Origin of the sequence: Virgibacillus salexigens, assembly GCF_014905415.1 — a bacterium.
Classification (GTDB): Bacteria; Bacillota; Bacilli; order Bacillales; family Amphibacillaceae; genus Virgibacillus; species Virgibacillus salexigens.
This window is the reverse complement of record NZ_BNEO01000001.1, coordinates 1,154,048-1,179,255: the sequence shown is the minus strand read 5'-3', so window position 1 is coordinate 1,179,255 and position 25,208 is coordinate 1,154,048. Positions and strand designations below refer to the sequence as shown.

At 36.8% G+C, this 25,208-nt stretch carries 23 protein-coding genes; 17 read left to right on the top strand and 6 right to left on the bottom strand.

Annotated elements, in window-relative coordinates:
• Window positions 1–11: 11 nt before the first annotated feature.
• The gene (locus tag JKP73_RS05295; RefSeq protein ID WP_021289937.1) at window positions 12–779 is read right to left on the bottom strand and encodes an ABC transporter ATP-binding protein; all 768 of its coding nucleotides are present in this window, start codon (window positions 777–779) and stop codon (window positions 12–14) included.
• A gap of 192 nt (window positions 780–971) precedes the next feature.
• Here JKP73_RS05295 and JKP73_RS05290 point away from each other — a divergent pair, with 192 nt between their 5' ends.
• Complete coding sequence (locus tag JKP73_RS05290; RefSeq protein WP_234447055.1) at window positions 972–4,154, top strand: DEAD/DEAH box helicase; 3,183 nt, start codon at window positions 972–974, stop codon at window positions 4,152–4,154.
• Between the two features lie 224 nt (window positions 4,155–4,378).
• On the opposite strand, the gene JKP73_RS05285 is transcribed toward JKP73_RS05290, so the two are convergent.
• Both JKP73_RS05285 and JKP73_RS05280 read right to left on the bottom strand, forming a co-directional pair.
• Window positions 4,379–5,677, bottom strand: a complete 1,299-nt coding sequence (locus JKP73_RS05285; RefSeq protein ID WP_160806851.1) for a hypothetical protein — start codon at window positions 5,675–5,677, stop codon at window positions 4,379–4,381.
• A 27-nt stretch (window positions 5,678–5,704) separates the two neighbouring features.
• Complete coding sequence (locus tag JKP73_RS05280) at window positions 5,705–6,499, bottom strand: serine hydrolase (RefSeq protein ID WP_021289934.1); 795 nt, start codon at window positions 6,497–6,499, stop codon at window positions 5,705–5,707.
• Between the two features lie 192 nt (window positions 6,500–6,691).
• On the opposite strand from JKP73_RS05280, the gene JKP73_RS23390 reads away from it, so the two are divergent.
• The 8 genes from JKP73_RS23390 (at window position 6,692) to JKP73_RS05245 (ending at window position 13,415) form a co-directional block, all read left to right on the top strand.
• Entirely contained in the window at window positions 6,692–6,823 is a 132-nt protein-coding gene (locus JKP73_RS23390; protein ID WP_255326112.1) for a hypothetical protein, read from the top strand.
• Between the two features lie 52 nt (window positions 6,824–6,875).
• On the top strand, window positions 6,876–7,868 hold the full coding sequence (locus tag JKP73_RS05275) for a TAXI family TRAP transporter solute-binding subunit (RefSeq protein WP_021289933.1): 993 nt from the start codon (window positions 6,876–6,878) through the stop codon (window positions 7,866–7,868).
• 113 nt (window positions 7,869–7,981) lie between these two features.
• The gene (locus JKP73_RS05270; protein WP_188942605.1) at window positions 7,982–8,518 is read left to right on the top strand and encodes a DUF1850 domain-containing protein; all 537 of its coding nucleotides are present in this window, start codon (window positions 7,982–7,984) and stop codon (window positions 8,516–8,518) included.
• Window positions 8,511–10,517, top strand: a complete 2,007-nt coding sequence (locus JKP73_RS05265) for a TRAP transporter permease (protein ID WP_200410964.1) — start codon at window positions 8,511–8,513, stop codon at window positions 10,515–10,517. The genes JKP73_RS05270 and JKP73_RS05265 overlap by 8 nt, the downstream gene beginning before the upstream one ends.
• A gap of 232 nt (window positions 10,518–10,749) precedes the next feature.
• Complete coding sequence (locus JKP73_RS05260; protein ID WP_188942604.1) at window positions 10,750–11,172, top strand: hypothetical protein; 423 nt, start codon at window positions 10,750–10,752, stop codon at window positions 11,170–11,172.
• Between the two features lie 6 nt (window positions 11,173–11,178).
• Window positions 11,179–11,805, top strand: coding sequence for a lysozyme family protein (locus tag JKP73_RS05255; RefSeq protein WP_038244752.1), 627 nt, complete (start codon window positions 11,179–11,181; stop codon window positions 11,803–11,805).
• Between the two features lie 47 nt (window positions 11,806–11,852).
• Window positions 11,853–12,233 (top strand): RidA family protein, encoded by a 381-nt coding sequence (locus JKP73_RS05250; RefSeq protein WP_200410963.1) that lies wholly within the window; start codon window positions 11,853–11,855, stop codon window positions 12,231–12,233.
• 12 nt (window positions 12,234–12,245) lie between these two features.
• On the top strand, window positions 12,246–13,415 hold the full coding sequence (locus JKP73_RS05245; RefSeq protein WP_200410962.1) for an iron-containing alcohol dehydrogenase: 1,170 nt from the start codon (window positions 12,246–12,248) through the stop codon (window positions 13,413–13,415).
• Window positions 13,416–13,484: 69 nt separating this feature from the next.
• Here the strand turns inward: JKP73_RS05245 and JKP73_RS05240 are convergent, their stop codons facing one another.
• Both JKP73_RS05240 and JKP73_RS05235 read right to left on the bottom strand, forming a co-directional pair.
• Window positions 13,485–13,730, bottom strand: coding sequence for a YuzB family protein (locus tag JKP73_RS05240; protein WP_021289926.1), 246 nt, complete (start codon window positions 13,728–13,730; stop codon window positions 13,485–13,487).
• Window positions 13,731–13,920: 190 nt separating this feature from the next.
• The gene (locus JKP73_RS05235; protein WP_038244755.1) at window positions 13,921–15,126 is read right to left on the bottom strand and encodes an MFS transporter; all 1,206 of its coding nucleotides are present in this window, start codon (window positions 15,124–15,126) and stop codon (window positions 13,921–13,923) included.
• A gap of 252 nt (window positions 15,127–15,378) precedes the next feature.
• Between JKP73_RS05235 and JKP73_RS05230 the strand changes: the two genes are divergently transcribed.
• The 7 genes from JKP73_RS05230 to JKP73_RS05200 all read left to right on the top strand — a co-directional run bounded on the left by JKP73_RS05230 (window position 15,379) and on the right by JKP73_RS05200 (window position 23,365).
• Entirely contained in the window at window positions 15,379–16,293 is a 915-nt protein-coding gene (locus JKP73_RS05230; protein ID WP_021289924.1) for a DUF1002 domain-containing protein, read from the top strand.
• A gap of 226 nt (window positions 16,294–16,519) precedes the next feature.
• Window positions 16,520–18,190 (top strand): peptide ABC transporter substrate-binding protein, encoded by a 1,671-nt coding sequence (locus JKP73_RS05225; protein WP_021289923.1) that lies wholly within the window; start codon window positions 16,520–16,522, stop codon window positions 18,188–18,190.
• 245 nt (window positions 18,191–18,435) lie between these two features.
• Window positions 18,436–19,368, top strand: coding sequence for an ABC transporter permease (locus JKP73_RS05220; protein ID WP_021289922.1), 933 nt, complete (start codon window positions 18,436–18,438; stop codon window positions 19,366–19,368).
• Between the two features lie 2 nt (window positions 19,369–19,370).
• Window positions 19,371–20,294 carry an ABC transporter permease gene (locus JKP73_RS05215; RefSeq protein WP_021289921.1) on the top strand — a complete coding sequence of 308 codons (924 nt, stop codon included), beginning with the start codon at window positions 19,371–19,373 and terminating at the stop codon, window positions 20,292–20,294.
• 16 nt (window positions 20,295–20,310) lie between these two features.
• Window positions 20,311–21,339: an ABC transporter ATP-binding protein gene (locus JKP73_RS05210; RefSeq protein ID WP_021289920.1), complete on the top strand. Its 1,029-nt coding sequence runs from the start codon at window positions 20,311–20,313 to the stop codon at window positions 21,337–21,339.
• Window positions 21,332–22,312, top strand: a complete 981-nt coding sequence (locus JKP73_RS05205) for an ABC transporter ATP-binding protein (RefSeq protein WP_200410961.1) — start codon at window positions 21,332–21,334, stop codon at window positions 22,310–22,312. The genes JKP73_RS05210 and JKP73_RS05205 overlap by 8 nt, the downstream gene beginning before the upstream one ends.
• A gap of 267 nt (window positions 22,313–22,579) precedes the next feature.
• On the top strand, window positions 22,580–23,365 hold the full coding sequence (locus JKP73_RS05200) for a 3D domain-containing protein (protein ID WP_021289918.1): 786 nt from the start codon (window positions 22,580–22,582) through the stop codon (window positions 23,363–23,365).
• Window positions 23,366–23,569: 204 nt separating this feature from the next.
• Here JKP73_RS05200 and JKP73_RS23385 read toward each other — a convergent pair whose 3' ends face one another.
• Window positions 23,570–23,701 carry a hypothetical protein gene (locus JKP73_RS23385; RefSeq protein ID WP_021289917.1) on the bottom strand — a complete coding sequence of 44 codons (132 nt, stop codon included), beginning with the start codon at window positions 23,699–23,701 and terminating at the stop codon, window positions 23,570–23,572.
• 272 nt (window positions 23,702–23,973) lie between these two features.
• Here JKP73_RS23385 and JKP73_RS05195 point away from each other — a divergent pair, with 272 nt between their 5' ends.
• Window positions 23,974–25,164, top strand: coding sequence for a glycine C-acetyltransferase (locus JKP73_RS05195; RefSeq protein ID WP_160806849.1), 1,191 nt, complete (start codon window positions 23,974–23,976; stop codon window positions 25,162–25,164).
• Window positions 25,165–25,208 lie beyond the last annotated feature (44 nt).

Sequence of the window (25,208 nt, the reverse complement as noted above, 5' to 3'; positions counted from 1 at the left end):
TCACCTACTTTCTAATCCAATTCATTCGGAGTTGCAAATTCAGCAAGTACATCAAGTATTTCTTGATGGAAGCTATTTCTTGTTGTATCTCGATGAATTTCCTTATATAATTGACCATCTTGAATAAACAAAATTCGCTGGCAATAACTTGCACTCAACGGATCATGCGTTACAAGCATTATGGACGTATGATGGTTTTCATTTAAGTGTACCAAGGTTTCCATTAAGCTTTTGGCGTTTTTTGAATCTAATGCCCCAGTTGGTTCATCAGCTAGAACCATTGCTGGTTCATGCACAAGTGCTCGAGCTGCAGCCACTCGCTGTTTTTGACCACCAGATATGGTTACTGGGTATTTATCGATGATTTCTTGAATACCAAGTTTGCTGGCTACTTTTAATACATTTGGCTTAATGTCTTTTGAAGGAACTCCTTTTAAGGACAAAGGAAGCGCTATATTTTCGTAGACGGTCAGATTTTCTAAAAGATTAAAATCTTGGAAGATAAACCCTAACTGTTCCGAACGAAAATCTGCTAATTGATTTTGCTTCATCGCAGTTATATTGGTGCCGGCAATTTCAATCGTACCACTAGTAGATTGATCTAACGTGGAGATAACATTTAATAATGTCGTTTTCCCTGCACCAGAAGGTCCCATAATTCCGACAAACTCTCCGCTCTGAATATCAAAATTAACATCTTTTAAAGCATGGTATTGGTTCTCGTTTTTCTTTCCATACACTTTATCTAAATGACTTACATGTAATACTGGTTGATTCATTATCCTACCTCCATCTTATTTTCTATCGATAGTTTATCGTTAATGAGAGAAGGTAGGTATGGATTTTCCTTTCAGCAAGCTTACAGATTTGTAAGTATTTGAAAACTCGTTCAGACAGCTTGTGCTCTACAAGTATCTACAGTTTAAAAACAGGAAAAACTCGTATACAATAGAAATAAGAATTGGTAAAGGATGGTATTTGTTATTTTGAAAAGTGTCCGTAACATCAATGTGGAAAAGTTATTCCCCCCGGTTATTTATAAGCGGGGATTAGATTATTATTTACACGATAAAGTAAGTGATCTCTCCTATGATAAGAACTATCAAGTATGGACGGCCAGTGTACGAGGATCGGAAAATTATTTTGTTGAGATTAATATGAAGGACTTTTCTAAAGGTACCATTGATACGTATTGCGATTGTCCAGCATTCGATGCATTTGGCTCCTGCAAGCATATTGCTGCGGTATTGATCAGTGTTGTAAATAAGGACAATGATCGTGTCCCGGCTTTTGCTCCTTATGATTATAAAATAACAAGTAAATTCATGGATGCAGTGGCTAACATCTCACATATGGAAAATGATCTAAGTCCATTGCCAACGCAATCCGAATTATTGGTGGAGTACGTTTGTCATATTGACTCAGATAGGCAGTTGAAGGCGGAATTAAAAGTTGGCGAAAAAAGATGCTTTGTTATTAAGGATGTTGCTGATTTTTTAAATCATGTTCTTCAAGGATCGGAGTACCAAATAACGAAGAAATTCGCATATAACCCTGATATGCATCGTCTTGATGCACAGGATTTGGAGATACTTGAAAATTTGTCCGCAGTTATTAAAAATGAGCGCGTATACCATGCCAACCCATTTTATCAAGGTGATACATCGGATAAACGTGCTATTATCATTCCCCCGTTGGAGGCAAAGGACTTACTGGAAAAAATGGTTGAACGGTCCTTAACAGTCGATACATCTGATCGAAGCTATCCGGCGGTTGCGATCAAAGTAGGCGATTTGCCTTTTCAATTCTCTTTATCAACTAGTATGAAAGATGATTTACTGCTGGAAATGGAGCAGATAAGAGACTTCGTCTACTTAGATGCTTATGAATGTTTATTTGCTGATGGAACTTTTTATTTCCCTAACAATAATCAAGTCCCTATTATCCAAGAGCTCAGTCGCTTCGGCAATGAAAACTTTCGCCTACCTATTGCCAAAAATCAGGCAGATGAATTTGTATCAACGGTTGTCCCATCTTTAAAAAAAGTAGGAGATGTCACGATTGCTGAAGAGGTAGCTAAAGACATTATTCAGGTTCCCTTAAGAGCCAAACTCTATTTGGAAGTGAAAGCGGCTTGGATCGTCGGTAAATTAACATACTATTATGGTGAGGAGCAAATTGATCCCTTCAGTGGGAGAGAAAAAAATGATGTTATCATTATTCGAGATGTAGAAAAAGAACTGCAAATCATGCGGTTAATTGAACATGCTGATTTTCATTATAATGGGAAAGAACTTTATATTGATATGGATAATGAGGAAGAAATGTATGATTTTATTTACTATATGCTTCCGAAATTAGAAGAATATGTGGAGCTTCTTCTAACATCTGAGATACGAAATCTAATTGTGGAACAAGAACCTGCAACGCATACAAGCGTACAATTGGAAAACGCGTCAAACCTCTTAGATATCGGGTTTGACATTGATGGAATTAATGATACCGAAGTAAACAAAATACTCGAGGCAGTCATCGAAAAGAAAAGGTATTATCGTCTGGATAGTGGAGCATTGCTATCTTTAGAATCAGATGGATTTTCTTCGATTAAGCAATTCTTTGATGGCATGGATTTGGATGCAAACCATATGGAGGAAGGAACCATCCAAGTTCCAGTATATCGTGGGACACAGGTTGATGAACTCTTACAAACAAATAAAAATTATGATATATCGTTTCGAAAGCTTCTACATCAACTAAAGTATCCAGAAGAACAAGTCTATCCACTTCCAGATACATTACAGGCGTCACTTCGAAACTACCAGCAAACAGGTTATCAGTGGTTCAAATCGTTGAGCCATTATTATTTAGGTGGTATTTTAGCAGATGATATGGGATTAGGTAAAACGTTACAGAGTATTGCATTTATCGCATCAGAGTTAGGGGATCATCCACATTTAATCGTGGCACCGTCGTCAGTGGTATATAATTGGAAAAATGAATTTGGGAAGTTTGTTCCATCGCTGAACATTGCTGTTTTAACAGGTGCACCACAGGAGAGAAAGCTCAAATTAGAAGAATCAAATGGCATGGATGTTTGGATAACCTCTTATGCGACACTGCGACAGGATATTGAATTATATGAGAACCTGTTCTTTCAAACTTTAATTCTTGATGAGGCGCAATATATAAAAAATTATGCAACGAAAACATCAAAAGCCATTCGAAGAATACATGCTGGAAGGAAATTTGCGTTAAGCGGTACGCCAATTGAGAATTCCATTGATGAGCTCTGGGCTATCTTCCAGGTTATTCTTCCAGGATTGATGCCGAATCATCAAGCATTTAAACAAATGTCATATGAAAAGATAGCGATGATGACAAAGCCGTTTATTTTGCGACGTTTAAAACAAGAAGTGTTAAGTGAACTACCTGATAAGATTGAGACGGTCTCTGTCTCAGCGTTAACAAAAGAGCAGAAAGACTTATATATTGGGTATCATCGTCAATTACAAGAGGAAGCAGCTCAATCTATGAAGGAAAATGGTTTTCAAAAGAATCGGATGAAGATTTTAGCTGGTTTAACTAGATTGCGGCAAATTTGCTGTCATCCTTCCCTATTTATTGAAAACTACGAAGGAGATTCCGGAAAACTGGAACAGTTGATGGATACGATCCATCATGCCTTGCGTAATGGAAAACGAATGTTAATCTTCTCCCAATTTACTTCGATGCATGAGATTATTATCTCCCAATTAGTGAAAGAAGACATTGGCTATTTTTATTTACATGGTCAAACCCCGTCTCAAGAAAGAGTGGAGATGAGTGAACGGTTTAACAATGGAGAAAATGATATATTTTTAATTTCACTAAAAGCAGGGGGAACGGGTCTTAATTTAACGGGTGCAGATACAGTTATTTTGTATGACCTATGGTGGAATCCTGCAGTAGAAGATCAAGCTACAGGCCGGGCACATCGGTTTGGTCAAAAAAATGTAGTGCAAGTGATCCGTCTAGTAACAGAAGGTACCATTGAGGAGAAAATATATGAACTTCAACAAAAGAAAAGGGAATTAATTGATCAAGTAATTCAACCTGGAGAAACAATGCTATCGAGTTTGACAGAAGAGGATGTGCGAGAGTTACTAAGTATTTAAAAAAGCTACCATATAGACCTGTTCCTGTGCATATCGAAGTTATATTCGAAAAGTAGTTGAGATTGTTAAACCTTTGATTTGAAAAAGGGTAATAACTACCTTAAGAAATGGAATTGTTTACTCTAAAGTCAATGCAAATGAAAGGGCCGTGCTTTTGGAAAGCATGGCCCCTTTCATATTTCGGAATGCATCGAATATAACGAGTTAGAGCTCCCTCATTGGGTTTATTGATTTAATTTAAATAGCTTCCTCGGTCTCCCTTTTAGATAGGGCTTTTCCTCTCCGGCAACTTTAATTACTTCCCCAGATAGTAATTTATTAATGGTGCGTTCTGCACTTCTTTTTGTAACTTTATAGTGAGAAGCAATATCATGGGAAGAGAAAGGTTCATTATTTCGCTTGCTTATAAAGTTTATAAAATTGTAGGAAAGCTCATTATTTAGCCGTGCTTTGTGTATCAGGGATTGATATAATTTCGATTTATCAAAGGCTTTTTCGATTCCAATTGGGCCAATAATATCTTGTCGCTCATTTACAATATAACATCTGCTATCGAGTGTCGAATCACATATCTCTAATGCTAATTTTGCATTTTGTTCTGCCTCCATGGCTGTTAAAGCAAGTCCGAAACCAATATCGACAGGTCTTTGCAATTCCCTTTCCACAGTATGTAATAATGGAAAATCCCTATAATGGTTTTGAATGTTTTCTAGGACGGACTTCGTACCAATAAGAATAATTTGGTTCTCATGGTTTTGGATTACGGTTGCACTTGTCTGCTTTCCGAATTCCTCTACTAATTGATGCAACTGTTGAAGGGGCTTAGCAATAAAGCGACTATCATGCTCCGTTTCTAAATCACATTTATTTTTTAGCCTTATAAATCCTACTACAATTTGTGCCGTATTTGATTGGTACGGATTTAGTTGTACAATCTTCTTTGCCTCTTTTAATGTATTTTCAATATTTAATTTGGGGATAACCATGCAACTTGCTGGGATACCTTTATCATTGAGACAAGCTGCAACTTCTTTGATAGATGTCAGTACATAATCTATCTTCCCCTGTTTCCATAATTGTTCATGATGGTTAACAATCTTATCTAACATAGTTATATCTTGTTCTTCAAACGAATAGATATATACTTCCTTATCGGATAAAGTGAATTCTGACATAGCATTCATAACTTGCTGATCATTCAACATATCTATGGAGATGCGATCCAGCTCATTTACTCGATTTTGGTATAAACGAAATAAGGAGGTTACGATCGTATAAGCATCTATAGACATTAAAAGACTAGGCAACCTTTTTTTATTTAGTTTATGTTTAACATAAATATAAGCCGGTAATTCAGAGAATACATAGATGTCACATAAGAAGGCTTGTTCGATTAAATCTTTGACGTCCTCAGCTTTTGAATAAGGGAAATAAACGAATTCTACATCTTTTTTAATCTCAATAAAAAATTTAATTCTTTCAATAAAAGGCTGGCTTCCAAAAATGGCAATTTTATATTTCATGATCAAGCGCTCCCCCATAACTGTAAACTATTCAATTTCTTTTATGTATTTGCTCAATAAGTGACCAATGTCAGCAATTATTCTTTCACTTACAGTATTATGTGCCACCCCTTCTGATAATATTGCCACATGAATGGTCTTTGTTTCGTACTTGATAATACCTGCATCGTGAGAAACACCAGGCATTTCACCCGTCTTATGAAAAAACCTAATTGATTTATCTTTATCTAAATAGCTAGGAAGTTTATGAGTAAATTGCTGGTTTTCAAGGATTTTTAGAATCATTCTTCTACTAGAATCAGTTAAATGGTGGTTTGTTTTCGATACTAGCTTAAATAGTTTTATCATGTCTTTTGCACTTGTATAGTTCTCTTTTCCATTCTCGCTAGCCTCTACATCCATAAACTTTCTTGATATCAATGTTTGTTCACAGTCTATTGATTTTATAAATTGGTTTATAGCAGCCATCCCAAATAATTTCAGTAATAGGTTAGCGGCAGTGTTATCAGAAACGATAATCATTAGTTCCATTAGATTTTTGTAACTATAGATATGTGATTTAGACACATAATTGATTACTCCCGCACCGCCAACCATCTCATCTTTATCTATATAAACTAATTTATCTTCTAATAAATGGTTGTTTTCTAGCTGCCTGAAACCTTCTAGTAAAATTGGTAGTTTTACTAGACTAGCTGCAGTCATTTGTTTATCTTCATTAATAGCAATAATTCCATCAGGGGTTTCAATGTAAATTGAAAAATACTTCATCGAAGGTTTTAATTTTTGCTTTATGTTCCATTCTAATTCGTTAAAATCCATGGCTAGGCCACCTTTTTCTTGGCAAGGATGATGAGGGAATAATTATTTGTCCAACGATCAATAACTTTTGGTAATAGCAATATAGTACCTGAATTTTCTAATAATTGTCAATGAAAAACAATATATAGTTAGTAAATAAAGTTAAATAGGAACGTTTCATGTTTTCGTTAGATCTTTATTGGATATATCATCATGATATGGTTATTTTTACCTACCCATTTAATTAACGCAATCTCCAATGAAGTAGCGAATAGCATGTCTGCGCTTACAGATTTAAAAATTAATCAAATTAGTTCTGTTAGCAATAGTTTGACAATATTATAGAATTACAGGTAAAATATATTTCATACGTTAGGATGTACAAGGGGGAGTTTGTATGAAAAAGAGAAATCTTATATTTTCTATGGCTTTGTTACTAGTGTTGGCTTTATTTTTAGCCGCATGTGGTGGCAATAATGAAGAAGGTAGTGCAAATGAAGGAGATAGCGAAGCTCCTGAGTTTCTAAGCATGCTTACTGGCGGAACTAGTGGCACTTATTATCCGCTTGGTGGGGCAATGGCAAAAATTATTTCTGATGAAACTGGAATTGAAACAACAGCTCAATCATCAAATGCTTCTGCTGATAATGTAGTTGCTTTGCAAGAAGAGGAAGCGGAATTAGCATTTGTTCAAACTGATGTTGTAGCAAATGCGATTGAAGGGATTAATTCCTTTGAAGATAATCCAGTAGATAATGTGCAAGCAATTGGTTCTTTGTATCCAGAGACCATTCAAATTGTAACGACAAAAGATTCTGGCATTACTTCCGTTGAAGACCTAGCTGGAAAAACTGTATCCGTTGGTGCACCTGGCTCAGGTACATATGTGAATGCAGAGCAGATATTAGAAGTTCATGGCATGTCTATGGATGATATTGAAGCTCAAAACCTTGACTTTGGCGAGTCTACTGGTGGTATTCAAGATGGAAATATTGATGCAGCATTTATTACAGCGGGTACGCCAACTGGTGCTGTCGAAGGTTTATCTGCACAAGTTGATGTAGGTATCGTACCAATAGCACAGGATAAAGTAGATGCATTAGTAGAGGAATACCCTTATTATGCAGGAGATACTGTATCTGCAGGTACGTATGGAGTTGAAGAAGATGTACCGACTGTCGCAGTATTAGCAATGCTTGCTGTATCTGATCAACTTTCAGAAGAAGTCGTGTATGATATAACGAAAGCGATTTATGAGAATACGGATAAGATTTCTCATGATAAAGCAGAGTTCATCACCAAAGATTCTGCGCTTGACGGTATTGGTATTGACTTGCATCCAGGTGCGAAGAAGTACTTTGATGAAGAGGGCATTTCAGCATCTGAGTAATGACAACGTTAGGAAAGTCATAGGGCCGGCTGTAATCCTGTGTCTCAGGAATTTGCTGCCGGCTCTTCCATGTGTATAGATGAAAAGTTTGTTATCAAATAAGGTGAACAGTAATGAAATTATTGCAGAAATACAAAATATTCGTGATTATGCTACTCGTGATAGTTATCAGTTTAGTCTTTATCCTGTTTTTTCCGTTTCGAAGTTCGCTCGTGTTTTATAAAGAGAACACCGATCATATTGCAGCATATCTCCCTATCAATAAAGGGGAGCATTTCCAATTAATTTTTAAACATTCTATTCATTTAACCGATGTCGTAGAAAAGTATGTTGTAAATGATGATCAAACAATTAAACAGACAGAGATTGTGTATGAGGAGTTTGGTATTGGCATGCCATCGAACGCGCATGGGAATGAAAAATTCACTTATGAAAATGGGAAGTATCATATTAAAAATTTGTCCAATGTATTCCCCAAGATTAATCTGCGAAATGGAAAGACGGTTTCAAAAAATCGATTAGTTTGGGGTGAAAATGCGGATAAAGAGATATACCTGAATAAATATTTTAACCCGGGCGCCTGGTTTACGTTAAAGATTGAAAATATAACGTTATGGGAATATTGGAAAGGAGTGAGGATCCATGAGTGATTCAAAAGATCAATTAAGTCAACAACAACAAGAGGAATTGCTACAGAAATACGATACGGAATCAAATACTCGAAAACTAGTAGGCGTTGCTGCTGCTATTGTCTTTATTGGATTATTAGCATTTTCTCTTTTTCAATTATACACTGGCGCCTTTGGCCAAAAAACCGCTTATATACAACGGACAGTACACTTAGGATTTGCGCTTTCATTAATATTTTTGTTATTTCCAGCGAGGAAAAAGGGGAATAAGAAGAAGATAGCATGGTATGATTACATACTTGTACTATTATCCATTATTGTATGTAGCTATTGGCCGTTTTTTTATGATTCTCTTGTTCAGCAAATTGGAAGCATTACCCAGGTGCAAACGATCACTGGTGGCCTTGCTATAGTGCTTGTCTTGGAAGCTACTCGAAGGGCAGTAGGACTACCAATAACCATTATTGCTATTGTCTTCTTAATTTATGCTTTGTTTGGACCGCAAATGCCAGGTATGTTTGCACATCGTGGCTTAAGCTTACAGCAGCTAATCGAAACGATGTTCTTTACGACAGAGGGGATATTGGGAACCCCTTTGCAGGTTTCATCCACATATATATTTCTCTTTCTGTTATTCGGGGCGTTTCTCGTACAAACTGGTGTAGGGAATTATTTCAATGATTTAGCAATCTCGTTAGCCGGTCGTCGGACTGGTGGACCTGCTAAGGTAGCTATTTTCTCAAGTGCATTGAATGGAACCATCAGTGGGAGTTCCGTCGCCAATACCGTAACAACCGGTTCCTACACTATTCCAATGATGAAAAAGTTAGGGTACCGTCCTAATTTTGCGGGGGCAGTTGAGGCTGCTTCTTCGACAGGAGGACAAATTATGCCGCCAATTATGGGGGCAGCTGCTTTTTTAATGATTGAGTTTGCAGGTGTTGGCTACTGGGAAATTGCCAAAGCCGCTACAATTCCAGCAATTTTATTCTTCTCTGGCATCTGGATTATGACACATTTGGAAGCAAAACGAACAGGTTTACACGGCTTACCGAAAGAACAAATTCCTCCTAAAAAGGAAGTTTTCAAAAAGGTTCATTTACTTTTGCCGATTGTCGCTATTGTCTGGTTGTTATTTGAAGGCTTCAGTATTGAACGAACAGCGCTTTATGGAATCGGTATCACTATTTTAGTAAGTTTATTTAGGAAAGATACGCGTATTACTCCAGCTAGATTTGTCACTGCGCTTACTTCGGGTGCACGTACAGCACTAGGTGTGGCATCAGCTACTGCTTGTGCAGGGATTATTGTTGGTGTTGTAACAAAAACTGGACTTGGATTGAAACTTGGTAATAGTTTAGTAAGTATGGCGGGTTCACTTGCAAGTTCTGCAGATATGCAACTTTTACTGACATTACTATTTACGATGATAACATCAATTATACTGGGGATGGGGTCTCCAACCACAGCGAATTATATAATCACATCCACCATTGCTTTACCAGCAATTTTAGCTTTAAATGATCAATTAGAGGTTGCTATACCCGTGCTAGCAGGGCATATGTTTGTGTTTTATTTTGGAATTGTAGCTGATATTACGCCTCCTGTCGCACTTGCAGCGTTTGCAGCGACTGGGATATCTGGTGGTGAACCGATTCGTACAGGTGTCAATGCAGCAAAGTTAGCTATTGCAGCATTTATCATTCCATACATGTTTGTATTGCAGCCGCAATTGCTTATGATCGATACTAATTTGTTGGAGATAAGCTGGATTTTAATAACAGCGATTGCTGGTATGATTGCAATAGGAGCTGGTTTAATTGGCTTCTGGTATTTAAAGCTGAATTGGGTTGGGAGAATACTTTCTGTTGCCATTGGGTTACTACTCATTTATCCAGAAGGAAACTCTGATTTATATGGTGTAGGGGCTTTTGTTGTCATGATTGCTGTACAACTGTTTATTAATCGTTCCAATCCTGGCAACAAAGGTGAAGTTCAAAAATCCGCAAGTGGACAGTAAAAAACCAACGAAGTAAAAAAGGTGATCTCCTAGTGGGATCATCTTTTTTAGGTGCAGCTTGTTCTTTTCCATTTCATCAACGATACTAGAGTTAGGCAGGTGTCTTCTTAATTTGGAGAATAATATCACAGTCGTTACTTTCCTTGGACGAGTAATTTAACAAAATAAGTGAGTAATAAAACTTTAATTCAGGAATAATTCATTTTAAACTAGTAGTTAAGGAGATAGGAAGATGAGATGGATAACATTAACTATTATTGGAGCGGCTGCAGGACTAGGTATAGCTGCTGTATTAAAACTCATCCAAGCTTTTACTGAGAAACAAGTATATACATTACTTTTAAATGTTGATTATATCCCAGTTTTAAAAGACTTGTCTTATGATGAATTAGGGGAAGTGATCCTTCATTTACTTGTCTCCATCTTATTAGTACCAATGCTGTATATCGGATTACTACAAATGAATCAATCTCGAAATATCCTTGCTTATTTCTTTTGTAGTAGTTTCATAGGAACAGTATTGTATACGACTACCGTATTCTCTCCACGTACGCCAAATCTATTTGATGGAGAAGCATTTCTATACTGGGTTGGTGCCCATATGATATACGGCGTTATTGTCGGCGGTTTAATTATTATTATGTTAAGGGAATAGATGAAGATGACATACAAAAAGAAGTTTTATAGAGCTATCAAGCAAACTCTATTTATAGCATTCCTGTTCTCCGTTCTTTTTATTGGAATCTCCTTGCTAAACACACAAGGACACAAGGAATCAACGAGGCAAATAGCTGAACCAGTGATTAGTGAAGAAGTAAGAGATTACCGTCCGCTAGTGGAAAAGTATGCTGCAGATTATGGTGTAACAGAACATGTTGATACCATCCTCGGGATGATGATGCAGGAATCAGGTGGACGTGGGAAGGATCCAATGCAAGCTTCTGAAAGCTATTGTGGGGAGCGTGAATGTATTAAAGATCCGGAGCTTTCTATAAAACAAGGAGTCTCTTATTTTTCTCAAACGCTAGAGGAAGCAAATGGGGATATAAAGCTTGCTGTTCAATCTTATAATTTCGGTAAAGGGTTTATTCAATATATACACGATAAGGAAAAAGACTATTCACAAGAAGCTGCCATAACTTTTTCTCAAGAAATGTATGCAAATGACCCAGATAAAGAGAAGTATCGATGTCTTCGTGATGAAGCCAAAGAAATAGATGCATGCTATGGGGATATCTATTATGTAAAATCAGTTATTACATATAGAAACAAATTAGCAGAAGAGTAAAGCCCAAACATGTTATGATTAATTATAAATGAAGAGGAGGAATACGTATGACAAAAGCAATTCATACAGATAAAGCTCCGGCAGCGTTGGGGCCATATTCACAAGCAATTCAAGCAGGTGATTTTCTTTATGTATCTGGCCAAGTGGGAATTGACCCGAACACTGGAGAAATTGTGGAAGGGATCGAAGCGCAAACGAAACAAGTACTAACAAATATTCAAGCTATCCTAACAGAAGCGGGTACGGATTTTTCAAAAGCAGTTAAATTTACAATTTATTTGAAATCGATGGGAGACTTTGCAACAATAAATGAAATATATGGCAGCTATTTATCGGAACCATATCCAGCAAGAGCTACAATTGAGGTTAGTCAATTGCCAAAGCATGCACTTGTAGAAATGGATATAACGGTATATACGAACGCCTAGGAGGTTTATCAAATGGAAAACTTTACGTATTATAATCCTACGAAACTTATCTTTGGAAAAGGCCAATTAGATAAGCTTCCTAAAGAAGTGGACCAATATGGAAGAAAAGTTCTGCTTGTCTATGGTGGAGGAAGCATTAAGCGAAACGGAATTTTTGATAATGTTGTTGAAAAACTAAAAGAGATCGATGCAAATATATTTGAATTAGGAGGAGTTGAGCCAAATCCTCGTATTTCTACAGTACGTAAAGGGGTAGAAATCTGTAAACAGGAAGGTATTGAGTTTTTACTTGCAATTGGTGGAGGAAGTACAATCGATTGTACAAAGGCCATTGCTGCAGGAGCCAAAACAGATATTGATATGTGGGATATTGTGACGAAAAAAGCACATGCTACAGATGCGCTTCCATTTGGTACTGTACTTACATTGGCAGCGACTGGTTCAGAAATGAATCGTGGTTCTGTTATTACCAATTGGGAAACAAATGAAAAGCATGGGTGGGGATCTCCATATACTAGTCCTAAATTCTCGATTCTTGACCCTACGCATACTTTTTCTGTGCCGCGTGACCAAACCATTTATGGTATGGTTGATATGATGTCACATGTGTTAGAACACTATTTCCACCAAGCGGATAATACCCCAATTCAAGATCGCTTCTGTGAATCTGTTTTGCTAACTGTAATGGAAACTACGCCAAAACTACTTCAGGATTTGGAGAATTATGACTATCGCGAGACGATTATGTTGAGTGGTACACTTGCATTAAATGACATGTTAAGTATGGGATTCCGAGGTGATTGGGCTACGCATAATTTAGAGCATGCGGTATCAGCAGTGCATGATATTCCGCATGGTGGAGGATTAGCAATTATCTTTCCGAACTGGATGAAACATGTACTTGATGATGATAATGCATCTCGATTTAAACAACTAGCTGTTCGAGTATTTAATGTAGACCCTATCGGAAAAACTGAAAGAGAAATAGCTTTAGAAGGAATTGACAAATTAAGAGAATTTTGGAACTCAATTGGAGCACCATCCAAATTTGCTGACTACGCCATTGATGAAAGTAGTATTGAGGAGATGGCAGATAAGACGGTGATTGCTCGGCCAGCGTATGGTAACTTCAAACAATTGACGAGACAAGATTCGGTCGAGATTTTTCGAGCTAGTTTGTAAAGATATACCCAACAAATAACGACATATTTCCCGGGAAATGTTCATAAATATAAAAAGAAGAACTGGCTATCATTGATAAATAGCCAGTTCTTCTTTTATTGCAGTTCTGATTTTATCCAAACATTCTTCAGGCGTGTTACCGAAAATGCGTTTATTATTCACGAGCGCATAAGGTTTAACCCTACATAAGCCACAGAAGGATAAACATTCGTTCATGAGTACAGCAACTTCAGGAAATTCTTCTTCAAGAATTTCTTCTATATTAACAGAAGTGATTGCATTTCCGTCACAGACCTCGACTACGACTATTCCCATTGCTATCACTTTCTTTCTTTAGAAGGTAATCCCTATTAAGGGTGACTCTGTTAGTTTTAGCATAATCTTTAAAAATAATCAATTAACTCAACTTTGTTACCCTTGATTACCACTTACAATGGGTACGATAGATAGGCTAACGATAACTTAGAAAATGATGAACGAACTTTTGGATTTACTTGATAAGTACTTATCCTCTATTTGCAGTTAAGGAGCGATTGTTTATTGGTCTGTATTCGTACTTATACCAACAAAATAACATAATTAAGCCACTTAAAATTAGTAAAGCACTTGTTACGAAAAAAACAGCTGAAAATCCGAAAAAGCCAGATAGCATTCCCCCTAGTGCCGGACCAATAATATTTCCTAGGAAACGAAGGCTTGTGTTATAGCCGAGTACTTCTCCTTGCATGGAAAGAGGCGCTGTTTGTCTTATATAAGCAATTCTTACAGGAATAATTCCTCCGATCGAAATTCCAAGTAAAAATCGCAAAACAACAAGCTGCCAAATGTTTGTGACAAACGCACCTGGGAAGTAAACGATTCCTGCCATAAATAATAAAAAGATAAGTACTTTTATATAGCCTGTTTTATCTCCAATACGTCCCCATTTTCTAGTCATCAAAAGATTACCTAGTCCGGCTGCAGAAAAGGCGATACCTGCAAAGAAAGCAATATTTTCTGGACCATGTATATCTGCAACAAAAAGAGACAAGATCGGCTGGATACTGAAATGTGCAACTTGAACTAATGTTGAAATCAGCATGACCACTAGTAGTACAGGGTTTGTTATGATATGCTGAATGACTTGCTTTCTTGTATAGGACTGCTCATCTTGCTCATCTTCAGAGAGCTTCAAATGTAATTCTTTTACACCTAAAATTACGATAATAGCTGATATGAAAACAGTTATTGAAACCCACTTAAATGTGTTGGAATATCCGAATGCATCAGCAAGTGTTCCCCCTAATAGAGGTCCCATTAACGTCCCAGTAATACTTCCGGTTTGCAATGTCCCTAATACTCTTCCTGCTATATGCTTTGGTGTTTGGGTGGAGATAAATGCTTGTGACATTGGGATAAACCCAGTAGCTACTCCCATAACTAATCGGAGTAGGAATAATTGCCATACGGTTGTAGCAAATCCCATTAATAAGATAGAAATACCAATCCCTGCTGCAGAAAAGATTAATATCTTCTTACGCCCGTATTTATCACCAATGCGCCCCCATATAGGTGAAAAAATAAAAGCAGTTACAAAGGTAATTGCAAAAATCCACCCTGACCAATTTTGTACATATGAATCAGAGAAATTCCCCATCGATTCAATATATAAAGAAATAAAGGGAAGTACCATCGTCATACTTCCAGCAATAAAAAAGTTAGCAAACCACATGATTGCTAAATTCCGCTTCACGATAGGATGATTGTCAATGATGATAAAGACCTTCCTTCTTGAAATTATTTCGCTACCCTAAATAATATAGGAGTTACTTAATAAAAGAAACTAATTTGCTTATACTTCTGAGGGCTTATTTTTTTAAAGAAATATATTCATATGCCACAAAAACAGGTATAATGATGATGATTGATAATTGCTTTAAATGAATCATAGGATAGAGCAAGAACAAATAAAAGGAGAACAAAAATGAAGAAATTCTTACTGAGCCTGATAATTGTTTTATTAACCATTGGGATAAGTTTACCTGTACAAGCAGATAGTGGAGCAAGTGATACAGATAGTATTAATGAGAAATTAGGTTCCCCCATTGTTGTATATGGTGCCCAGTTGTCTACTGATCAACGTACGAAGGTTCGCGAACTATTAAATGTACAAGATGGAGATATGGTTGAAGAACATGATGTTTCAGGACAAGATGCAGCGACCTATATCAATGGAAACCCAAATTCCAATATGTATTCAAGTGCGAAGATTACTCGGCAAGAAGCCGGGAATGGACTCACTATTAATATTGTCACACCAGAGAACATAACGGAAGTAACAAAGGAAATGTATGCTAATGCCCTGTTAACTGCAGGTGTTGAAAATGCTACGGTAGATGTTGCCTCACCCGTTAAAGTAAGTGGCCATTCTGCATTAACTGGAATTTATAAAGCGTATGATGTTGAAGGGGAACAACTTGATAAGGAACGAATGGAATTAGCGAATGAAGAGCTTGATGTCGCTACGCAATTAGCAGAAAAAGAGGGAATGAGTCAGGAAAAGGTAAGTCAATTATTGACGGATATCAAAAAAACGATTGCTGAGCAAAATCCAGCAACCAAAGAAGAAGTAGAGCAAATCGTTCAGGAGCAGTTAGATCAATTAGAAATCTCTTTAAGTGAAGCAGATCGTCAAATGCTCATTGACTTAATTGATAAAATGCGAGATTTGAATATTAATTTCGACCAAGTGAAAAACCAATTAGAGGATATAGCATCAACGATCAAAGATAAAGCAGACGAACTAGGATTAGATGAAGGCTTCTGGGAAAAAGTAGCTAATTTCTTTAGCGATATGTTCCAGGCATTAAGTAACTTTTTTAAAGGATTATTTAATTAAATAGTAATAGTTTAGTAATTTTGTAATAATCAGCAGTGTGTCCTTATGCCTTGGCAGGCAATGGATACACTGCTTTTTTCATCCTCAAATTCTACTACTTTTCTTAACTTTAAGTTAAATTTTTTTAAAAAAATGGTGAAATAAATGATTTTTAGTAGTATAATGATAATGCAGATAATTAGAATTGTCTGTCAAATACACCAGTGCTATTAGGAGGGTCAAATTAATGAGTTTTAAGAAAAAGTGGGTATTTTTACTAGTATTAGTACTTTCACTGGGTCTTCTTCTTGCTGCTTGTAGTGGAGGAGATAATGAAGAAAGTAGTGAAGGAGGAGATTCCTCAGAAGGAAATTCTGAAGAGTCAGGTGAAGGAACTTTAGCAGCCGATCAAACATTTGATATAAATATTAAGACTGAGCCACCATCACTCCATCCAGGTACAGCCTCTGATTCGACTTCAGGTATTGTATTAGACCAGATTTTTGAAGGTTTAATGCGAATTAATCAAGATGGGATGCCGGAAGAAGCAATGGCTGAAAGTGTAGAAATATCCGATGATAAAAAAACGTATACATTTAAAATCCGTGAAGATGCAAATTGGTCTAATGGCGATCCTGTAACTGCACAAGATTTTGAATATGCATGGAAATGGGTATTGAATCCTGATAATGCAGACACCGATTATGCTTATCAACTATATCCAATTAAAGGAGCGCAGGAAGCAAAAGAAGAAGGCGCTTCATTAGATGATGTAGGAATTACAGTAGAAGATGACAAAACATTAGTAGTTGAACTAGAACAACCAACACCATATTTCCTTGATTTAACCGCATTCTATACGTATTATCCTGTAAATCATAATGTTGTTGATGGAAATGATGAATGGGCACAAGATGCTTCAGATAACTATGTAACTAATGGACCATTCACACTTGAATCATGGGCACATAAAGATCAAATTGTACTTAATAAATTCTCAGATTATTGGGACTCTGAAACAGTGAAGCTAGAAACTGTAAATATGTACATGGTTGACGATGCAAATACGTCATTAGAGATGTATAACAGTGGAGAGCTAGACTGGGTAGGTGACCCAAGCAGTCCACTTCCATTGGCGTCAATTCCAGCATTAAAGCAGGAAGGTAATTTGAATATCTCAGATCTTGCTGGAGTGTATTATTACGCATTTAACACAGAAGAATCACCTTTTGATAATGTGAATATACGTAAAGCTTTTGCTTCAGCAATTAACCGTCAAGGAATTGTAGAAAGTATTACCCAAAGGCAAGAACAGCCTGCAATGGCTTTAGTGCCACCATCAATTTGGGAAGAAAACAAAGAAGGATATTTTAAAGATAATGATCCTGAAAAAGCGAAAGAATACTTACAAGCAGGTTTAGATGAATTAGGATTAGATAAATTACCGAAAATCAGTCTCTCTTATAACACAGATGAAGGCCATGCGGCAATTGCTCAGGCTGTACAAGATATGTGGAGAGAGAATCTAGGTGTCGAAGTAGAACTAAATAATGAAGAGTGGAATGTTTATCTAGATAGTATGGGTAGCGGAAACTTCCAAGTGGGTAGAATGGGATGGTTAGCTGATTTTAATGACGCTATTAATTTCCTAGAAATCTTCCAATCTGTCGGTGGTAACAACTATACGAACTGGGAGAATGAAGAGTATGCTAGTCTTCTAGAAGAATCTAGAACATTAACAGGAGATGAACGTAAAGAGGTATTACGGGAAGCTGAACAAATCTTTATGGATGATATGCCAATTGCGCCTGTATATTTCTATACGAATACTTGGTTGAATAAAGATTATGTGAAGAATATTGAAATCTCAGGATTGGGTAGTGTTCAACTGAAATGGGGCTATCTAGTAGAGGAATAATAGTCTTAAACGATAGAAGAAAAAGAAAAGACAACAAGAATGTATAAACTCCTTGAGACTTCTACGATAAATAGAAAAATGCCAATTGGTATTCAGTTTATTTAGGTGTATTTTCTATATGAAGTTCTGCAAGAAATAGAAAATATACAGTTTTAAAGGGGTGATAATGTATCACCCCTTATTTATTTTGAAAAAAACAAAAATTTAAAATAGTGGCTATTAATAATATATGGAGGTGTAATGACTTGGCCAAATATCTGTTGAAACGACTAGCGTATATAATTGTTTCCCTGTTTTTTATCATTACGATTACATTCTTTCTGATGCAGGCTGCACCAGGTGGGCCATTCGCTTCAGAAAAAAAGCTAACTCCTGCACTTGAAGAACAAATGAATGAAGCGTATGGCTTAAATGATCCACTGTATGAACAATACTTTAACTATCTTGTTAATGCATTTACTTTTGATTTTGGACCATCATTTAAATATGTTGGACAAGATGTTATTGAAATCATTACCCGGAGTTTCCCTTATTCCTTAATATTAGGAATCGAATCCATTCTTATCGCTTTATCTATAGGGGTGCTTTTAGGGGTTATAGCTGCAGTCAAACATAATAAGTTCGGAGATTATACTGCGATGGTAATTGCAGTTCTGGGAATTTCTGTACCGAGCTTTATTATGGCGACCGTTTTACAGTATATCTTTGCAATTAAACTAGGTGCATTACCAGTAGCTAGGTTCGAATCATTTGCACATACGATTTTACCAGCAATTGCACTTGCTACTACACCTTTAGCGTTTATTGCAAGATTAATGCGTTCAAGTATGCTGGATGTCTTAAATTCGGATTATATTAAGACAGCAAAATCCAAAGGTTTGGGGCAACGTGTTGTCACCTACAAACATGGGCTACGAAATGCAATTCTTCCAGTTGTATCCTATTTAGGTCCTTTAGTGGTCTCAATTCTTACAGGTAGCTTTATTATTGAAAGTATTTTCGGCATTCCTGGACTTGGAAGTGAGTTTGTTGTCAGTGTGACTAACAGGGATTATACCGTCATTATGGGGACGACCGTATTCTTTAGTGTGCTGCTGCTCGTTTCTATTTTACTCGTCGATTTACTTTATGGACTAGTAGATCCTCGAATAAAAGTAGCCGGAAAGGGAGGTAAATAATAATGGCATTACCGCAGCTGAAAGATAGCGATTTCGAACCTCTCCAAATAAATGATGAAGAAGCAGAGAAAATCGCAGGTGAGAGTACTTCCTATTGGAAAGATGCATGGCGTCGATTTAGAAAGAATAAACTTGCTTTATTTGGAATTGTCATGATTGTCCTTTTGGGAATTATGTCGTTTATAGGAGGACCGATATCAGGACATAACTATTTCGATAATGATCTTCTTAATGCGAATAAATCACCATCAGGTGAACATTGGTTTGGTACAGATAATCTTGGTAGAGATATTTTTGCTAGAACTTGGTATGGCGCTAAAATATCATTATTTATTGGATTGATGGCAGCTCTAATTGACTTGGTAATCGGAATTATATGGGGCTCTATTGCTGGGTATTTTGGCGGGAAAGTTGATGAATATATGATGCGAGTAGCAGATGTATTATATGGAGTACCATATTTGCTAGTAGTTATTCTTTTAATGGTTATTTTACCTCAAGGATTATGGACGCTCATTATTGCCATGACAATCACTGGTTGGATCAACATGGCAAGGATTGTACGAGGTCAAGTGATGCAGTTGCGTTCAGAGGAATATGTTATGGCTTCGAGATCCTTAGGGGCAAGTAATACGAGATTATTATTTAAGCATCTTGTCCCAAATACGATGGGGCCAATTCTAGTTACGCTAACATTAACTATTCCAAATGCTATCTTTACAGAAGCATTTCTTAGCTTCTTAGGACTTGGGGTACCAGCACCTTTAGCTAGTTGGGGGACCATGTCATCAGATGCCTTGCAATCACTACAATACTACCCATTCCAGCTTTTCTTCCCAGCCTTTTTTATCTGTTTAACAATGCTGGCATTTAATGTTATTGGTGATGGAATGAGAGACGCATTAGATCCAAAAGAACGTAAGTAAGGGGGAAGATAAAACAATGAGTAAATTATTAGAAGTAAAAGACCTTTCTATAGCTTTTGATACTTACGGTGGAGAAGTACAAGCTGTACGAGGTGTTACCTTTGATTTAGATGAAAAAGAAACACTTGCTATTGTTGGTGAATCAGGATCAGGGAAGAGTGTTACTGCTCAATCGCTAATGAGATTAGTTCCGATGCCTCCAGGGAAATTCGCTGGTGGATCCATCGTGTTTAACGAAGAAGACCTAGTAGAAAAATCGGATAAACAAATGGAAGGCATTCGCGGGAAGGATATCAGCATGATATTCCAGGATCCGATGACATCATTAAATCCAACGATGCCGATAGGCAAACAAATATCCGAAGGTTTAATTAAACATCAAAATATGTCGAAAAAAGCTGCGCATAACCGGGGTATTGAGTTATTGAAACTTGTAGGTATCCCTAATCCAGAGAGAAGAATTGATCAGTATCCACATGAGTATTCCGGTGGTATGAGACAAAGAGCGATGATCGCTATTGCATTGGCTTGTAATCCTAAGATCCTCATTGCTGATGAACCAACAACTGCCTTAGATGTTACCATACAAGCACAGATTCTTGACTTAATGCGTGATGTTCAGGAAGAAACAGGAACTGCCATTATTTTAATCACCCATGATTTAGGAGTAGTTGCGAATGCTGCTAATAGGGTTGCTGTTATGTACGGTGGGAAAATTGTCGAAACAGGTAATGTAAATGAAATTTTTTATAATCCAAAACATCCTTATACGTGGGGACTACTAAGTTCGATGCCAAAAATTGATGGGGATGATGAAGAGCTCTTAGCTATACCTGGTTCACCACCAGATTTAGCCGACCCTCCAAAAGGATGTCCATTTGCGGCAAGGTGTCCATATGCAATGAAGGTGTGTGAAAACCATATGCCAGAATATACCCATTTATCTGAGACACAACAGACAGCATGCTGGTTATTAGATGAGCGTGCTCCAGATGTAGAGGCACCTGAATCTGCAATGGTAGGAGGTACAAAAGTTCATGAATAGTATAGAAGAAAAAGAAAAACTTTTAGAGATTAAGGATTTAAAGAAACATTTTAAATTGAGTAGAAAGCAGACTTTAAAAGCTGTGGATGGCATATCCTTTGATATATATAAGGGAGAAACATTTGGGTTGGTTGGAGAATCTGGTTGTGGAAAGTCTACTGCAGGTAGAACAATTATGCGTCTTTATGAGGCAACAGAAGGTGAAGTTGATTTTAATGGAGACAATGTACATGCGAAGAAGTCCGCAAAAGAATTAAAAAGTTTCAATCGAAATATGCAGATGATCTTTCAAGACCCATATGCTTCCCTTAACCCAAGAATGACGGTTAAAGATATTATTGCTGAAGGAATTGATATTCATGGGTTAGCTTCATCCAAAGATGATAGATTAAATAAAGTACATGCATTGCTAGAAATTGTTGGCTTGAATAAGGAACACGGTAATCGCTATCCTCATGAATTTAGTGGCGGGCAGCGCCAGAGAATTGGAATAGCTAGAGCATTAGCTGTTAGTCCACAATTTATTGTAGCCGATGAACCAATTTCAGCTCTAGATGTTTCCATACAGGCTCAGGTTGTAAATATAATGAAGAGATTGCAAAAAGAACGTGAGTTAACTTACTTGTTTATTGCACATGACCTATCTATGGTTAAGCACATCAGTGATCGAGTAGGTGTCATGTATTTAGGTAAGATGGCGGAAGTTGCAACAAGTGATGACCTCTATGCCGAACCATTACACCCGTATACCCAAGCTTTACTAAGTGCAGTTCCAATCTCTGATCCGGAGGTGGAGCGTACTAGAGAACGTATTATCATTGAAGGCGATGTTCCAAGTCCAGTGAGTCCTCCTAGTGGATGTCGTTTTCGAACAAGATGTCCACATGCCATGGATATATGTGCGAATGTAAGTCCAGAATGGCAGGAACATAAAAAGGATCATTGGGTAGCGTGTCATTTATATAATGAATAAGTATAGTAAATACAAGGGTTATTTTACACCCTTGTATTTTTTGTTCATTAAAAGATATATTTCATTATCTCTACTAATATGTCAATCTCACTTAAATGTAATGAAAAATCAATTAACTCTAGTACTTTTATCACAAAAAGATTACATTTGTAACATAAGTCGGTAGTTTAGTAATTGTTGTAATTGACTCTTAAACCTTCTGTAACTGCATTGCCCTTCCCCCTGTGGTACGATAGGCAATGTCAGAAATTTAAGGAGGGAGTACGAATGAAAAAATTAGTAGCTTCATTCGCAACAGGAATTATCATTGCTGGCACTGCTGCTTCCACTGTATCAGCAGAAGAGTACGAAGTGAAAAAAGGGGATAACCTTTGGGATATTGCCAACGAATACAACACGACTGTTGAAAATCTAGTAGACATAAATGAATTAAAATCAACTATGATTCAACCAAAACAAACATTATTTATAAATGATAAATATAAAGTCCAAGAAGGAGATACATTAACTAGTATTTCAAATGAATATGATGTATCGGTTGATAATCTTAAAGATTGGAACAACTTAGAATCAGATATCATTGTCATTGGTCAGGAATTAACGATCGAAGGAGTTAATGTCTCACAAGATGACAAGCCAGCTGCAAAAGTAGAAAAGAAAGCTAAAGCTGAGGAACCAAAAGCTAAAGCTGAAGAACCAAAAGAAACAGCTAAGAATACACAGAACACTTCTTCAAAAGAACCAAAAGAAGAGAATCCAGAGGGGAAAACAATTTCAGTAGAAGCTACTGCTTATACTGCTGATTGTGAAGGTTGCTCTGGAGTTACTTCAACAGGCGTGGATTTAAATAAGAATCCAGATGCAAAAGTAATTGCTGTTGATCCAAATGTCATCCCGCTAGGGTCAAAAGTACATGTTGAGGGATATGGTTATGCTACTGCTGCTGATATCGGCAGTGCAATTAAAGGAAATAAAATTGACGTTCATGTTCAATCAGAAGAAGAAGCAACGAACTGGGGCGTTAAATCAGTTGATGTAACAATTGTGGAATAACTGAATAAACATGATAAAAGATAGTTGAAGAGAATGGAACGAGAGATCTTTTCTCTCGTTCCATTATATATTTGAACAACTATATAACATCTCCATGAAAAGATTGAATCATAAGATGGAATACATATACATATTTAATTGAAACATTTATTAACATGATAATTAAGTGGTTGATCATGTTGTTTTAGTATGTGTTGAAAGGTATTAAGAATTGACTTTTATCGAATTTGGGTTTTCATCTACAATTTCATTCGAATCGTCATTCATTTCGACATATCCGAAAATTCCGAAAGTAATAATAAGCATAGCGAAAATGGCGACAAGTACTTTCTTCATTTTTTATTCCTCCATCTCTTATTGCTATCCTCAGTATATTAGAAATTTCTTTCAATAACCATAGTTTTTGGTGACATTTTTCAAGGGAAATCTTACAAATTCGTAAGTTCTTCTCCAAAATATGACAATCAAAGCGATCTTCTCTTATTAAACATTTCTAATGCTTTATGTTAAACTAAAAAAGGATTGAACGTTTATATATGTTATAACAATGAAGGGTTTATTTTCTCATGATACAAAACTTGCATATAGTAGAAGGAGGACGTACGAAAATGACGAGTAAAGCACTAGATTCTTTGTTAAATAAAAATATTGCTGACTTAAAAGAACGTGGTTTATATAATGAGATTGATCCAGTCCAAGGGCCTAATGGGCCAGAAATTAATATTGGTGGAAAAACATTGGTAAACCTTTCTTCCAATAACTATCTTGGACTTGCTACAGATGAGCGCTTAAAAGAAGTTGCTAAGCAAGCAGTCGATTCTCATGGAGTAGGGGCTGGAGCAGTTCGAACCATTAACGGGACTTTAGATCTGCATCTAGAGTTAGAGAAAAGACTTGCTGAATTTAAAGATACAGAAGCTGTAATTTCCTATCAATCTGGTTTTAATTGTAATATGGCAGCTATTTCGGCTGTCATGGATAAGCATGATGCTATTCTATCGGATGAATTAAACCATGCTTCCATAATTGACGGATGCCGTCTATCGAAAGCGAGGATTATCCGTTTTAATCACTCCGATATGGAGGATTTACGAACAAAAGCAAAAGAAGCGGTTGAATCTGGCCAATATAATAAAATTATGATTATTACAGATGGTGTATTTTCAATGGATGGGGATATTGCTAAGCTTCCTGAAATTGTAGAAATCGCAGAGGAATTTGATCTAATCACGTACGTTGATGATGCACATGGATCTGGTGTGCTTGGGAAGGGCGCAGGAACCGTTAAACATTTTGGTTTGCAAGACAAAGTTGACTTTCAGATGGGAACGTTATCGAAAGCGATTGGAGTTATTGGAGGTTATGTAGCAGGTAAGGCTAACCTTATCGATTGGTTAAAAGTGCGATCACGCCCATTCTTATTCTCAACAGCAGTATCACCAGCGGATGCAGTTGCAAGTACGAAAGCAGTAGAAATCCTAATGGAAAGCACGGAGCTAAATGAAAAACTATGGGAAAATGCGAATTACTTAAAAGCAGGATTGAAAAATCTAGGTTTTGATATTGGCGATAGTGAAACACCAATTACTCCATGTGTAATTGGAGATGAAAATGCCACCCAAGCGTTCAGTAAACGGTTAAATGAAGAGGGTGTTTATGCAAAGTCAATCGTATTTCCTACAGTACCAAGGGGAACAGGCCGAGTTCGCAATATGCCAAGTGCCGCTCATACAAAAGAAATGTTAGATAAGGCGCTTGATGTATATGAAAAAGTTGGAAAAGAATTGGGTGTAATTTAAACACAACTTTAGAAATTTGTATGTTGAATGAGAGAGGAATATTG

Coding starts and splice junctions, on each gene's coding strand:
- JKP73_RS05295 (WP_021289937.1), bottom strand. CDS start 779: ATGAATCAACCAGTATTACATGTAAGTCATTTAGATAAAGTGTATGGA.
- JKP73_RS05290 (WP_234447055.1), top strand. CDS start 972: ATGGTATTTGTTATTTTGAAAAGTGTCCGTAACATCAATGTGGAAAAG.
- JKP73_RS05285 (WP_160806851.1), bottom strand. CDS start 5,677: ATGAAATATAAAATTGCCATTTTTGGAAGCCAGCCTTTTATTGAAAGA.
- JKP73_RS05280 (WP_021289934.1), bottom strand. CDS start 6,499: ATGGATTTTAACGAATTAGAATGGAACATAAAGCAAAAATTAAAACCT.
- JKP73_RS23390 (WP_255326112.1), top strand. CDS start 6,692: ATGATATGGTTATTTTTACCTACCCATTTAATTAACGCAATCTCCAAT.
- JKP73_RS05275 (WP_021289933.1), top strand. CDS start 6,876: ATGAAAAAGAGAAATCTTATATTTTCTATGGCTTTGTTACTAGTGTTG.
- JKP73_RS05270 (WP_188942605.1), top strand. CDS start 7,982: ATGAAATTATTGCAGAAATACAAAATATTCGTGATTATGCTACTCGTG.
- JKP73_RS05265 (WP_200410964.1), top strand. CDS start 8,511: ATGAGTGATTCAAAAGATCAATTAAGTCAACAACAACAAGAGGAATTG.
- JKP73_RS05260 (WP_188942604.1), top strand. CDS start 10,750: ATGAGATGGATAACATTAACTATTATTGGAGCGGCTGCAGGACTAGGT.
- JKP73_RS05255 (WP_038244752.1), top strand. CDS start 11,179: ATGACATACAAAAAGAAGTTTTATAGAGCTATCAAGCAAACTCTATTT.
- JKP73_RS05250 (WP_200410963.1), top strand. CDS start 11,853: ATGACAAAAGCAATTCATACAGATAAAGCTCCGGCAGCGTTGGGGCCA.
- JKP73_RS05245 (WP_200410962.1), top strand. CDS start 12,246: ATGGAAAACTTTACGTATTATAATCCTACGAAACTTATCTTTGGAAAA.
- JKP73_RS05240 (WP_021289926.1), bottom strand. CDS start 13,730: ATGGGAATAGTCGTAGTCGAGGTCTGTGACGGAAATGCAATCACTTCT.
- JKP73_RS05235 (WP_038244755.1), bottom strand. CDS start 15,126: ATGTGGTTTGCTAACTTTTTTATTGCTGGAAGTATGACGATGGTACTT.
- JKP73_RS05230 (WP_021289924.1), top strand. CDS start 15,379: ATGAAGAAATTCTTACTGAGCCTGATAATTGTTTTATTAACCATTGGG.
- JKP73_RS05225 (WP_021289923.1), top strand. CDS start 16,520: ATGAGTTTTAAGAAAAAGTGGGTATTTTTACTAGTATTAGTACTTTCA.
- JKP73_RS05215 (WP_021289921.1), top strand. CDS start 19,371: ATGGCATTACCGCAGCTGAAAGATAGCGATTTCGAACCTCTCCAAATA.
- JKP73_RS05210 (WP_021289920.1), top strand. CDS start 20,311: ATGAGTAAATTATTAGAAGTAAAAGACCTTTCTATAGCTTTTGATACT.
- JKP73_RS05205 (WP_200410961.1), top strand. CDS start 21,332: ATGAATAGTATAGAAGAAAAAGAAAAACTTTTAGAGATTAAGGATTTA.
- JKP73_RS05200 (WP_021289918.1), top strand. CDS start 22,580: ATGAAAAAATTAGTAGCTTCATTCGCAACAGGAATTATCATTGCTGGC.
- JKP73_RS23385 (WP_021289917.1), bottom strand. CDS start 23,701: ATGAAGAAAGTACTTGTCGCCATTTTCGCTATGCTTATTATTACTTTC.
- JKP73_RS05195 (WP_160806849.1), top strand. CDS start 23,974: ATGACGAGTAAAGCACTAGATTCTTTGTTAAATAAAAATATTGCTGAC.